The sequence below is a fragment of the Micromonospora sp. WMMB482 genome (assembly GCF_019038635.1).
In the GTDB taxonomy this organism is placed as follows: Bacteria; Actinomycetota; Actinomycetes; order Mycobacteriales; family Micromonosporaceae; genus Micromonospora; species Micromonospora marina.
Genome location: NZ_JAHOPD010000020.1, coordinates 5,444,850 through 5,458,180, shown reverse-complemented (window position 1 = coordinate 5,458,180; position 13,331 = coordinate 5,444,850). Strand labels below are relative to the sequence as shown.

The window sequence follows — 13,331 nt, the reverse complement described above, 5'->3', positions numbered from 1 at the left end:
GGCCCTAGAGTCTCCGCGTGATCGAGATCGTCACCGAGGTCGACCTGTTCCACCCGCCCGCCCGGATCTGGCGGGCGCTCACGGAACGCGCGCTGCTGGCCAAGTGGTTCGCCGACAGCGCGCCCGGGTCCGACCGGTGGATCCTGGCCACCGCCGCGCTGCCCGGCTACGACAGCGACACCGAGGTGGAGACCGTCGAGCTGCGCGCGCCGGACCGGCTGGTGGTCCGCTGCCGGGAGACCGGCCGGGCCACCCGCCTCGCCTGCGACCTGACGCCCACCGCGCACGGCACCCGGCTGTCCGTCCGGGAGGTTCTCGAAGAGGGTGACTGGGACGCCGACGCCCGCGCCGAGCAGCACGAGCAGGCGGTCACCGGCCGACTGCCGGCGATCCTCGACTGGCTGGCGTTCCAGAACGTCGACCTGCGCCGCGCCGAGGGCGGACTGACCGCCGAACTGCCGGTGGTCCGCCTGCTCGGCGACGACCGGCGGCGGTCCGGGCGCCGCCGGGTGCTGCTGGCGGCCGGCGCGGTCACGCTGATCGCCGCCACGGCCGGGGCGACGGTGTGGGCCACCGCGGGCGAGCCACCCGCGCCGGTCGCGCCGACGCCCACCACCTCGCTGGTCATGCCGTCCAGCGCCACCCCCGCCGCCCGGCCCACGACCGCGCGGCCCACGCCCGGCGCCAGCCGCCGCAGCCCGTCGCCCTCGCCGACACCGTCACCCACCCCCAGCCGTACGCCGAGCCCGACGCCCTCGACGGTGGTGGCGGCGCCGCTGAGCGCCACCTACGAGACGGTCACCGATCGGATCTTCGGCTACCGGGGCGAGGTGGTACTGCGCAATCCCGGCCCGTCACCGCGTCCGGGCTGGACGGTCACCGTGACGCTGCACGACGGCGCCACTGTGGGCAGCGTGAGCGGAGCCGAGGCCACACAGGACGGCCCAGTGGTCACGTTCACCGGTGAGGCGTTGCCGGGCGGAGAGTCCGCCACCATCCGCTTCGACGTCCGCGACCCGGACCCCTCACACAACGCTCCCACGGCTTGCACCACCGAGAACACCCCCTGCACTCCCGTCTGACCCCCGCCCCTCCCCCTTCACCCAGTCGATCATGAAGTTGGACCGCGGATTCGTCCGCATTGATCGCGGCCAAGCTCATGATCGCCCCGCACGGGCGCGGTCCGGCGAGGGCGGGGCGGGCGCTGAGGGTGGTGCGGTGGGTGCGGAAATGGGTTGTTGAGTGCGTGGGAGCGCTCCCGTAACATTCTTGACGCGGCTGTTAACGCTCACAATACAATCGCCACCGCCAATGTCGGAGCCGCCGCCCCCGCAGGAGGTAAATTCATGTCTAGATCCAGGTCAGTCAATGCCATATGGGCTTCGGCCGGCGCCGCGCTGCTCGCGTCGGCGTCGGTCGCCGTGGCGCTGCCCGCCGGGGCCGCCGCCGCGGGCTGCTCGGTCAACTACGCGATCTCGTCCCAGTGGCAGGGCGGCTTCGGCGCCAACGTCACAGTCACGAACCTGGGCGACCCGCTGTCGAGCTGGACGCTCACGTGGTCGTTCGGCGCCGGGCAGACGGTGACCCAGTCGTGGAACACCGACCTGACGCAGAGCGGAGCCGCTGTCACCGCGCGCAACGTCAGCTACAACGGGTCGATCCCGACCAACGGCAGCACCTCGTTCGGCTTCAACGGCGCGTGGAACAGCAGCAACCCGGTGCCGGCCAGCTTCGCGCTCAACGGGGTGACGTGCACCGGAGGCAGCACCACGCCGACGAGCGGTGCACCCACCACCGCGCCACCCACCACGGCACCGCCGACCACCGCACCGCCCACGACGCCGCCGCCGGGTGGTACGTGCAATCTGCCGTCGTCGTACCGGTGGTCGTCGACGGGTGTGTTGGCGCAGCCGCGGTCGGGGTGGGTGTCGTTGAAGGACTTCACCGTGGTGCCGTACAACGGGCAGCATCTGGTGTACGCGACGACGCACGACTACGGGTCGTCGTGGGGGTCGATGAACTTCGGCCTGTTCTCGAACTGGTCGCAGATGGCCTCCGCGTCGCAGAACGCGATGTCCTCGGGCACGGTGGCGCCGACGTTGTTCTACTTCGCGCCGCGTAACATCTGGGTGCTGGCCTACCAGTGGGGACCGACCGCGTTCTCGTACCGCACCTCGACGAACCCGACGAACCCGAACGGGTGGTCGTCGGCGCAGCCGTTGTTCACCGGCAGCATCTCCGGTTCCGGTACCGGTCCGATCGACCAGACGCTGATCGCCGACGACCAGAACATGTACCTGTTCTCTGCCGGTGACAACGGCAAGATCTACCGCTCCAGCATGCCGATCGGGAACTTCCCGGGCAGCTTCGGGTCGAACTACACCACGATCATGAGCGATTCGACGAACAACCTGTTCGAGGCCGTGCAGGTCTACAAACTGCAGGGCCAGACCCGCTACCTGATGATCGTCGAGGCGATCGGCTCCCAGGGCCGCTACTTCCGGTCCTTCACCGCCACCAGCCTGGGCGGTACGTGGACCCCGCAGGCGGCCACCGAGTCCAACCCGTTCGCCGGCAAGGCCAACAGCGGCGCGACCTGGACCAACGACATCAGCCACGGCGAACTGATCCGCACCACCGCCGACCAGACCTTCACCGTCGACCCCTGCAACCTCCAACTGCTCTACCAGGGCCGCTCCCCCAACTCCGGCGGCGACTACGGCCTCCTGCCCTACCGCCCCGGACTCCTCACCCTCCAGCGCTGATCCGGCCGATCGAGGAGAGAGAGGTCCGATGAGAAGGCACCAGAAGACCCGTACCGCGGTGTTGGCGGCCGGGGCCGTCCTGCTGGCGTCGACCGCTGTGGCCGCGGCGCTGCCGGCCGGGGCGGCGGCCGCCGGCTGCGCGGTCACCTACGCCGTGTCCTCGCAGTGGCAGGGCGGCTTCGGCGCGAACGTCACGGTCACCAACCTCGGTGACGCGGTCAACGGCTGGACGCTCACCTGGTCCTACGCCGCAGGCCAGACCGTCACCCAGGCGTGGAACGCCACCGTGACGCAGAGCGGAGCGGCCGTCAGCGCCCGCAACGTCGGCTACAACGGGTCCATCCCCACCAACGGCAGCACGTCGTTCGGCTTCAACGGGGCCTGGACCGGCAGCAACCCCGCGCCGACGAGCTTCGCGCTCAACGGGGTCACCTGCACCGGTGGTACGACGCCCACGACGTCGCCGTCCACCTCGCCGACCACCTCGCCCAGCAGCCCGCCGCCGACCGGGGCGGCGGACATCACCGTCAACACCGCCAGCCGCTACCAGACCATCGACGGGTTCGGCGCCGCGGTGTCGATCTGGGGCGGCGCGTGGTCGACGGCGGAGACGCAGACGCTCGTCGGGCTCGGCCCCAACCAGCTCGGCCTGTCCATCGTGCGTACCGGCATCTCGCCGGTGTCCGGCGAGTGGGGCACCCAGGTCAGCGCGCTGCGGACGGCGAAGTCGTACGGGTCGAACGTCAAGATCATGGCGTCGCCGTGGACCGCCCCGGCGGCCTGGAAGACGAACAACAGCCGGATCAACGGCGGCAAGCTGCGCACCGACTACTACGACGACTACGCCGGCCACCTCAACAGCTACGTCCAGTACATGCGCAACCAGGGCGTGACGATCGACGTCACGTCCGTGCAGAACGAGCCGGACTGGCACCCGGACTACGACTCGATGGACTGGAGCGGCACCGAGCTGCAGACCTTCGTCCGGGAGCAGGGCGCCAAGGTGCAGAACACCAAGCTGATGGTCGCCGAGGCGGTGAACCTGAACTACGGCTACACCGACCCGACGCTCAACGACGCGGCGGCCCGCAACAACATCGGCTACATCGGCGGTCACCTCTACGGCACCGAGGCGTCCGGCCGGCTGAAGCCGTACACGCTGGCGCAGCAGCACAACAAGCCGGTGTGGATGACCGAGTGGAACCTGCACGAGGCCGACGGCGGCGGCTCCAACATCTGGGGCAACCCGGCCGACGCCACGGTCTGGGACGAGACGCTCGACGACATCATGCGCACCGTGCACAGGTCGATGGAGTCGAACTGGAGCGCGTACGTCTGGTGGTACGGCAAGCGCTACTACTCGTTCATCGGCGACGGGGAGTCCGCGTACGGCACCGTGGCGGGCGCGCCGCTCAAGCGCGGGTACGCGTTCTCGCAGTACGCGAAGTACGTGCGTCCCGGCTACCAGCGGGTCGCCCTGACCAAGAGCGCGAAGGCCTCCCCGCTGGAGGTGACCGCCTATTCCGGCGACGGGAAGGTCACGCTGGTCATCCTCAACCGGTCGACCAGCGCGGTGAACAACGCGATCGTCCAGGTGCCGCAGAACGTCAGCCGGGCCGAGTACGTGGCCACGTCGCAGAACGCCAGCGCGGCGAGCCAGCCGGTGGGCGTGAACGGCAACCAGGTGACGGTGAACGTCGGCGCGCGGAGCATCTCCACCGTCGTGCTCACCCTCTGAGAGGGGACACGCACGAGGGCGGGGGCGGCCGGATCGGCCGCCCCCGCTCGTCGCACCGGCTAACTGGCGTACGTCTCGAACTCGCCGACTCTCGGCGTACCGCTGGAGCTGTTGATCTTGAAGTTGATCTTCTTCAGCGAGGTCGCGCCGAAGGTGATCTGGCCGGCCCCGCTGCCGGAGGCGAGCACCGCGCCGTTGTCGTTGTTGACGAGTTGCCACGACCCGATCGACCCCGAGGTGCCCGACGGCTCACGGATGACCACGCGGGACACGGTGGTGGCCGAGCCCCACTTGATCGAGACGGTGCCCGTCGACCCGGACGGCGACCAGTACGTGCTCAGGTTGCCGTCGCGCACGTTGCCGTAGCTGGTGCCGCCGGCCTTACTGGAGCCGTCCGCGCCGGCGCCGGAGACGAGGCTCAGGTTGGTCCCGCCCGACGGCGGCGGGGTGGTCGTCCCGGGCGGCGGCGTGGTGGGCGCGGGCGTGGTCGGCCCCGGCGTGGTCGGCGGCGGGGACTGCGGCGTGCAGCTCCCGTCGGACACCCGCAGGCCGGTGTTGGCGCCCGCCGTCTGCCGCACGATGTCCGGCACGCAGCTCGCCGCGTCGAGCCGGTACGAGTACGGGACGCTCACCGTGGTCGTGGACGTCACGTTCGGACCCGCCGGGTAGTTGTCGCTGCCGGGCGAGGACCAGGTCACGTTGTCGAAGATGTTGCCACTGACCTGCCAGGTGCCGCGCTCGCTGGTGTAGAACGTGCCGAGCACGTCCTTGGAGTTGCGGAAGTAGTTGTTGTCCACCTTGGCCCGCGCCCCGGCCCGGGAGTTGATGCCGGACTCGCGCAGGCCGGTGTAGTGGTTGTTGAACATGTGGGCGATGCCGCCGCGCAGCAGCGGCGTACGGGAGTCGATGTTCTCGTACAGGTTGTGCTCGAACGTGACGAAGCCGTTGGAGCGGTCGCTCTCGCTGGAGCCGATGAGACCGCCGCGGCCGGAGTTGCGCAGGATGCTGTACGACAGCGTCACGTACTGGGTGTCGTCCTTCATGTCGAACAGGCCGTCGTAGCCTTCCGACTCCCCGCCGGACGCCTCCAGCGTCACGTGGTCGACCCACACGTTGCGGACGCCGCTCTCCATGCCGATCGCGTCGCCGCCGTTGGAGGTGGGCGAGCCCGACTTCTTGACGTTCCGCACCGTGACGTTGCGGATGATGATGTTGCGGGACTCGCGGATGTGGATGCCGAGCTGGTCGAAGACGGCGCCGCTGCCCACCCCGATGATGGTGACGTTGCTGATCTGCTTCAGCTCGATCACGCCGGCCGCGGTGTTGCAGCTCGATCCGGAGACCTTGCTGGTGTTGCCGTGGTTGATGGTCCCGGTCACCTCGATGATGATCGGGGTGCTGCTGCTGGCCCGGCCGCACAGCGCGGCGTGGATGGCGGTGCCCGTGGTGGCGCGTACGGTCTGCCCGCCCGCGCCGCCGGTGGTGCCGCCGTTCTGGGTGGCGTAGCCGGTGGCGCTGCCGGTGGCGGCCGACGCCTGCGGAGACGGGAGCGCCACCGCGACGGCGATACCCACGACCGCCGTGGCCAGTGCCGCGTGGAGTCGCAGCGCGACTGGTCTTCTCATGTCGCCTCATTCCTTTTTCGAGCATGCGGGAATTGCCGCCGAGCAAGCGGCAGTCACCGAATGGGAATAATGAGGAGCCGCGACGCGGTCAGGCGCGCCGCCAGCGAATGTCGTTCATCTGCGATGCCCGGCCCGCAAATGAAACATCGATGTAACGCAATCGTATGAAAGCGCTTTCCAGGAAGGCAAGGGCTGGCGTTTGCAGGTTTTTTGCACTGCTCCGGGAGGTCGGGGCGCGAGGGGACGCCGCCTTGCCGGGATGCGCGTCAGGGCACTTCGTCAGGCACGCGTACGTCTCCGGCGCGACCGGCACCATCGCGGCCTGCTCAGCGGGGCCCGCCCGGGGCGCGCGCCGGCGTCACGCCGCCCCGGGTGCGCCGGATGAGCACGACGCAGGCCAGCACCGCGCCGGCCACCACGAGCGCACCGGGTGTGACCGCCTCGCCCAGCAGCACCGCCGACCAGATGAGCGTGAGCACCGGCTGGACGAGCTGGATCTGGCCGACCTTGGCGATGCCGCCCCGGGCCAGCCCCGCGTACCAGGCGAAGAAGCCGAGGAACATCGACACCACAGTGAGGTAGCCGAACCCGGTCCAGGCGGCGACGCCGCCATCCGGACGACGGGCGAGCGCGGCCACCGCCGTGACCGGCACGGTGACCGGAAGTGACAACAGCAACGCCCAGCAGATCGTGCGGGCGCCGCCGAGCTCGCGGGCCAGCCGGCCGCCCTCGGCGTACCCGAGACCGCAGAGCACCACGGCGGCGAGCAGGAACATGTCGGCCGGGGACAGCGCGCCGCGCAGCGAGCCGCCGGCGGCGAGGAACGCGAGCACCAGCGCCAGGCCGGTGGCACTGGCGATCCAGAACAGCGGCGGTGGCCGTTCGCCGGCCCGCAGCACCGCGAACACGGCGGTCATGGCTGGGAGCACCGTGACGACCACCGCGCCGTGCGCGGATGTCTGCGTGGTGAGCGCGAGCGAGGTGAACAGCGGGAAGCCGACGACGACGCCGAGGGCGACGATCGACAGCCGTCGCCACTGGTCGCGGGAGGGGCGCGGCGCGCCGGTCAGGCGCAGGTAGGCCCACGCCAGCAGCGCCGCGCCGACCGCCCGTCCGAACGCGACGAACCAGGGGTCGAGTGTGTGCACCGCGACGCGGGTGGCCGGCAGCGACATGCTGAAGGCGAGCACGCCCAGCGCGCCGAGGGCGACCCCGGCACCCGGTCTCACCGTTACCGTCACGGGTGCAGTAGCGCTACTCTGTCCTGTCATGAATGATGGTAGCGCTATCGACCGCGTGGTCCGGCATCTGGGTGCGCTGGCGGCCGGCGCCACCCCCGGCACGCGGCTGCCGTCGGTCCGGGAGCTGACCGCGCACCATCACGTCTCCCCCGTGACAGTCGCCGAGGCGACCCGGCGGCTCGTCGCGGACGGGCTGGTGGAGACCCGGCCTGGTCGCGGCGCGTTCGTGGCGGCCCGTCGCGCCGGTCCACCACGGTCGGACCTGTCGTGGCAGACAGTCGCGCTCGGCTCGCGGCGAGGCGGCGAGGACGAGATGCAGGCGCTGCTGGCGCTGCCGCCCCCCGGCGCGATTGCGCTGACCGGAGGCTATCTGGACCCGGACCTCCAGCCGGCCGCCGCGCTCGGTGCCGCGCTCGCCCGCGCGGCCCGGCAGCCGGCCGCCTGGCAGCGTGGCCCGGTCGAGGGACGCCTCGACCTGCGCGCATGGTTCGCCCGCGAGGCGGGTGGAGGACTGCGCACCGAGGACATGGTGATCTGCCCGGGCGGGCAGGCAGCCCTCTCCACCACGCTGCGGGCGCTCAGCACGCCCGGCGACACGGTGCTGGTCGAGTCCCCCACCTACCTGGGCGCGCTCGCCGCCGCGCGGGCGGCCGGGCTGCGGGTGGTGCCCGTACCCGCCGACACCGACGGGGTACGCCCCGACCAGCTCGCCGCCGCGTTCGCCCGTACCGGCGCGCGGTTGTTCTACTGCCAGCCGCTGCACGCCAACCCGCACGGCGCGACGCTCTCCTCCGCACGGCGCGCCCGGGTCGCCGAGGCGGTGCGCGACGCCGGGGCGTTCCTGGTCGAGGACGACTACGCCCGGGACCTCACCATCGACGGCGATACCCCGCCACCGCTGGCCGCCGACGACCCGGACGGGCACGTGGTCTACCTGCGCTCGCTGACCAAGTCCACGGCGCCCGGCCTGCGGATCGCCGCGATCGGCGCGCGCGGACCGGCCGGGGCGCGGCTGCGCGCCGCCCGCCTGCTCGACGACCTCTTCGTGGCCGGGCCGCTGCAGCAGGCCGCCGTGGAGTTCCTCACCGCACCGGCCTGGGACCGGCACCGCCGCAGCCTGCGCGTGCACCTGCGGGCCCGCCGGGAGGCGCTGCTCGCGGCGCTGGACCGGCACCTGCCGCCGCTGGCCCCGCGCGCCGTCCCGCACGGTGGGCTGCATCTCTGGGTACGGCTGCCCGACGGCACCGACGACGTAGCGGTGACAACGGCTGCCGCGGGGGCGGGCGTGACCGTCTTCCCCGGCCGCCCCTGGTACGCCGCCGAACCGCCGGCCCCGCACCTGCGCCTCACTTACGCCGCCGCCCCACCCGAGCAGATGGACGAGGCGGTCCGCCGCCTGTCCACAGCCCTCTCTCACTGACCCCCGCGGCGGCTCCCCCCGTCGCCCCGCCCACGCCCACCGCGCCCCACACCCGCGATCTTGCAGTTTGGTGCCCCGCATAGCGGGAGTAATCCGGCGTCACGCGGGCCGGAAGTGCAAGATCGCGGGGCGGAACGGGGCGGGACGGGGCGGGGCGGGGTGGGGTGGGGTCAGTTGCGGGTGATGGTGAAGGTTGTCGTCGTGTTCCTGATGTCCTGGGCGTTGCCGGTCAGACGGAGGTTGGTGAAGGTCGCCGCGCCGACCGCGGGGCCCTGACCCGCCTCGGGCATCTCGTTGACCCAGATGCCGAAGCCGGACTTCGCGTCGAACGCGTCACCGCTGCGCCGCGCACCGGAGATCGACACGTTCGTCAGCACCGTGTCGGTGATCGGGTTCTCCGGCTGGCTGCCGTTGTACTTGGTCTGGAACATGATCCCCGAGTACGTCGGATCGACGATGTCCACGTCGGTCACCCGGATGCCGCGGAACTCCTTCGACGCGGAGAACAACCACATCGCCGGGAACGTCTGCGCGCCCCAGAAGTGCCCGCCGGAGCGGATCAGCGAGATGTTCTCGAACCGGGTGGGCGGGCTGGCGCCGAACCCGACGAACGGGTAGCCGAAGTCCAGCGAACTGATCGTGATGCCCGAGTACGTGAGCTGGTCGGCGATGTACAGGTTGCGGAACACGTTGTCGTAGCCGCCGTACACCGCCAGCCCGGCCGCCCGCCAGGTCAGCGTGGCGGTCAGGTTCTCGAACACGTTGCCGTGGTTACCGCCGGATCCGCCCTGGTCGGTGGCGGAGAACAGCGCGAACGCGTCGTCACCGTTGGAGCGGCCCTCCGAGTTGGTGACCAGGTTGTTCGTGCTGCCGTTTGTCATGTTCACCGCGTCGGCGAAGGTGTTGCGGAACCGGCTGTCCCGGATCGTCAGCCCGTCCACGCTCACCCCCCAGTACGCGCAGACGGTGTGCTCCACCCAGACGCTGTCCAGCGTCAGGTCGTCCACGTCCTTCAGCTCGCCCCACACCTTGCCGGGACCGTCGATCCGGTTGGTGTAGTTGCCGAAGAACGCCAGGTGGGCAAACGTCGAGCCGCTCGCCGAGGACTCCACCCGGAAACCGGCGTCGGTGTTCTGCTGGTTGCGCGGCGTCTGGAACCGGGTGAACCACATGCCGGCGCCGACCACCTTCACCGCCTTGCCGTACACCTGGAACTTCTGCGCCGTCTCGTACGTGCCGGCGGGCAGGTAGACGCCGACGAGGGTGCCGGTGGTGTCCATCCGTACCGCGTCGAGCGCGTTCTGCACGTCGGCGTGGCTGAACCCGGTGGGCACCTTGTAGCGGGCCGGGTCGGGGTTGGCGCGCGGCGACACCAGCTCGGTGTCGACGAAGTCGATCGCGTACGTGGTGGTGTTCGACGGGTCCTTCTGGAGCCGGATCCGGCTACCAGCCGGGACCGTGGTGTCGAGCAGCACGTTCGCCTCGTCGTACAGGTGCCGGGGCGCGCCGGCGCTCGGCGAGTCGCTCGGCCCGGCCTCGGCGCCGTAGAGCCAGATGTGCTTCGAGGTGAGGCTCATCGGCTTGTGCAGCACGCCGTTGACGTAGACGTTGATCGTCGAGTCGATCCCGCCGCCGCCCGGCGCGTCCGGGATGGAGAATCGGGCGACCAGGGCGTTCGCGGCCGAGCGGGTGGTCCACTCGACGTACGCGCCGGTGGTGTTGAGCGTGACCGCGCGGCGGCCGGACGCCTCCCCGGCGAGGTCGCCGATGGTGCGGTTCGGGCCGACCACCTGCGCGCCGCCGCCGGTCGTGCCGTCCTCGGCCTCGTAGGCGTCGTAGCCCAGGTTGGCCCCGCGGCCGACGAACAGCGACCGGTCGCTGGTGTTGTTCTGCCGCTTCACCGGCAGCTCGTTGCCGTCGTCGGCGACCACCACCCGCACCGTGTACCGGCCGTTGGCGGCGGTCCAGGTGCCCAGTGACACCGGCCCGGCGGTGGCACCGGCGGCGATCGTGCCGCTGTACGAGCCGGTGAGCGTACGGACCACCGCGCCGGACTGGTCGCGCACGGTGAGGGTGATGCCGTGCGCGCCGCTCGCCGACGCGATGGTGCCCTGGTTGCGCAGCGTCACCGCGAAGGAGACGGCGGCTCCGGCACTCGGCGTGCCGGGCGACCAGGTGACGGCGGAGGCGACCAGGTCGGAGCTGGCGACCTGGCTGACGGTCAGCGGCGTCGGGCTGGTGGAGGAGTTGTTCGCCTCGTTCTGCTCGATCACCGCGTTCGACTCGTCGACCGTGGCGGTGAGCGGGTAACTGCCGGCGTCGCGTACGCCGATGCCCGCCGACACGGTGCTCGACGCGCCGGCGGCGAGCGCGCCGACGGCGGCGGTGCCGACCTTCGTCGCACCCAGGTAGAAGGTGACGGCGGTGGCGGCGGAGGCCGCGGTGCCGGCGTTGCGCACGGTGGCGGACAGCGTGATCGCGTCGGTCTCCACCGGCGCGGTCGGCGACGCGGTGACGGCGGTGACGGTGAGGTCCGGGTTCGGCGCCGGGACGCCGATGACCTGGAGTTCGGCGACCTGCCCGTTGGAGGAGCCGGAGTTCGCGGTGAACTGGAGCCGGACGTCCGCGGCGGTCGCGGAGACCGGGACGGTCACCGTGTTGGCGCTGTTCGGGTTGAAGGAGTACGTCGCGGAGCCGGCCAGGCTGGTGAACCCGGACGCGGACTGCTCCCGGCCGAGCACCTGGAACGTCTGGGTACGCGCGCCCCACGCCGGGTCCGGGTTGAGCTTCACCACGACCGCGCTGATCGCGGCGTTGGCGCCGAGCGCGACGGTGAGCGTGCTCGGGTACGCTCCGGGCGCGCCCTCCCAGTACGTGGTGACGTCGTTGTCGACGGCGTTGGCGGCGGCGAACACATGCACCATCGACGACGCGGTCGCCGGTTTACCGGCCGCCAGGTTGGTGCCGCCGGTGGTGCTGCCGGTGCGGGTGACGGTGTTGCTGTTCGCCGACACGTTCCCGGCGGCGTCGCGGGCCCGCACGTGGTACGAGACGGTGGCGCTGTTCGGCTGGCTGTCGGTCCAGGTCAGCGTGGACCCGCTCACTGTGGTGCGGAGCGAACCGTTGGCGTACACCTCGTAGCCGGCGACGCCGACGTTGTCCGTGGACGCGATCCAGGTCAGCCGGATCTGCCCGCTCGCCGGCTGGGTGTAGGCCAGGTTGCCGGGCGCGGTGGGCGCGACGGTGTCCCCGGTGTTGCCGGTACGGGTCACCGCGTTGCTGTTCGCCGACACGTTCCCGGCCGCATCACGGGCCCGCACGTAGTAGGAGACTGTGGTCCCGGCGGGCTGGGTGTCGGTGTACGTGAGCGTGGTGCCGCCGACGCTCGTGCGCAGCACGCCGTTGGCGTACACGTCGTAGCCGGTGACGCCGACGTTGTCGCTCGACGCGGTCCAGGTCAGCCGCACCTGGTCGGTGGCGGGCTCGGTGAGGGCGAGGTTGCCCGGCGCGCTCGGCGCCTGGGTGTCGCCGGTGGCCGGGCCGTAGACCTCCAGCTCGGCGAGCTGACCGGCGGGCCAGGCGCTGTTGGCGGTGAACAGCAGCCGCACGTACCGGGTGGACGCGGTGGGCACTGTGACAGTCACCGTGTTGCCGCCACTCGGGTCGAACGCGTACGACGCGGACCCGACGAGCGTGCCGAACGTGGAGCCGTTCGTGCTGCCCTGCACGGTGAGCGTCTGGGTGCGCGCGCCCCAGCCGGACGGCAGCCGCAACACCAGCCGGTTGACGCCGGTGGCGGCGCCCAGGTCGGCCTGGATCCACTGCGGGAACGCGTTGTTCGGGCTCTCCCAGTAGGTGGCCGCATTGCCGTCGTTGGCGTTCGCGGCGCCGTACACGTCGGCGTGGCCGCTCTCGGTCATGGTCCGCCCGAGCGCCAGGTTGGTCGAGGAGGTGACCGCGCCGTACACCTCCAGCTCGGCGAGCTGCGCGGCGGCCCAGCCGGTGTTCGCGGTGATCACGACCCGCAGGTAGCGGGCGTTCGTGGCGGTGAAGCCGAGCGTCACCGTGTTGCCGGCGGCCGGGGTGAACGAGCGGCCCGCCGCGGCGACGACAGTGGTGAAACCGCTGCCGTCGGCGCTGGCCTGCACGGACAGCGTCTGGGTGCGTGCCTCCCAGGCGGCCGGGAGCTCGAGCACGACCTGGTCGACGGCACGGCTGGTGCCGAGGTCGATCTGCGCCCACTGGGGCAGCGCGCCGCTGCTCTCCCAGTAGCTGCCCTGGTTGCCGTCGGTCAGGTTGGCCGCGGCGTAGGGGCCGTTGACGCTGCTGGCGGTGGCGGTGCGCCCGGCGGCGAGGTTCGGGCCGCCGGCGGCGAGGGCCGGTGGGGCCGGGGCCGCGGTGACGACCAGGCCGACCGCGGCGAGCACCGCGACGATTCCGGTACGAAGTCTGGACATGGTGGACGGACACCTTCTTCCGGAGGGAGGTGGAGAGGCGTTCGGGGTGGGGGTGCGGTGGCGCGGCGGGGACCGGGCCGGTCCC

At 71.5% G+C, this 13,331-nt stretch carries 7 protein-coding genes; 4 read left to right on the top strand and 3 right to left on the bottom strand.

Features of this window, described 5'->3' with window-relative positions; all coding sequences use genetic code 11:
• Positions 1–17 precede the first annotated feature (17 nt).
• The 3 genes from KSK32_RS26665 to KSK32_RS26655 all read left to right on the top strand — a co-directional run bounded on the left by KSK32_RS26665 (position 18) and on the right by KSK32_RS26655 (position 4,503).
• On the top strand, positions 18–1,082 hold the full coding sequence (locus KSK32_RS26665; RefSeq protein WP_216933678.1) for an SRPBCC domain-containing protein: 1,065 nt from the start codon (positions 18–20) through the stop codon (positions 1,080–1,082).
• 264 nt (positions 1,083–1,346) lie between these two features.
• A complete protein-coding gene (locus KSK32_RS26660) occupies positions 1,347–2,765 on the top strand; it encodes a non-reducing end alpha-L-arabinofuranosidase family hydrolase (RefSeq protein WP_216933677.1) in 1,419 nt (472 codons plus the stop codon).
• Between the two features lie 28 nt (positions 2,766–2,793).
• Entirely contained in the window at positions 2,794–4,503 is a 1,710-nt protein-coding gene (locus KSK32_RS26655; protein ID WP_216933676.1) for a cellulose binding domain-containing protein, read from the top strand.
• A gap of 59 nt (positions 4,504–4,562) precedes the next feature.
• On the opposite strand, the gene KSK32_RS26650 is transcribed toward KSK32_RS26655, so the two are convergent.
• On the bottom strand, positions 4,563–6,128 hold the full coding sequence (locus KSK32_RS26650) for a polysaccharide lyase family 1 protein (RefSeq protein WP_216933675.1): 1,566 nt from the start codon (positions 6,126–6,128) through the stop codon (positions 4,563–4,565).
• 326 nt (positions 6,129–6,454) lie between these two features.
• Entirely contained in the window at positions 6,455–7,369 is a 915-nt protein-coding gene (locus tag KSK32_RS26645; protein ID WP_289256402.1) for a DMT family transporter, read from the bottom strand.
• A 28-nt stretch (positions 7,370–7,397) separates the two neighbouring features.
• Here KSK32_RS26645 and KSK32_RS26640 point away from each other — a divergent pair, with 28 nt between their 5' ends.
• Positions 7,398–8,789 carry a PLP-dependent aminotransferase family protein gene (locus KSK32_RS26640; RefSeq protein ID WP_216933674.1) on the top strand — a complete coding sequence of 464 codons (1,392 nt, stop codon included), beginning with the start codon at positions 7,398–7,400 and terminating at the stop codon, positions 8,787–8,789.
• Between the two features lie 170 nt (positions 8,790–8,959).
• On the opposite strand, the gene KSK32_RS26635 is transcribed toward KSK32_RS26640, so the two are convergent.
• On the bottom strand, positions 8,960–13,246 hold the full coding sequence (locus tag KSK32_RS26635) for a discoidin domain-containing protein (protein WP_216933673.1): 4,287 nt from the start codon (positions 13,244–13,246) through the stop codon (positions 8,960–8,962).
• Positions 13,247–13,331 lie beyond the last annotated feature (85 nt).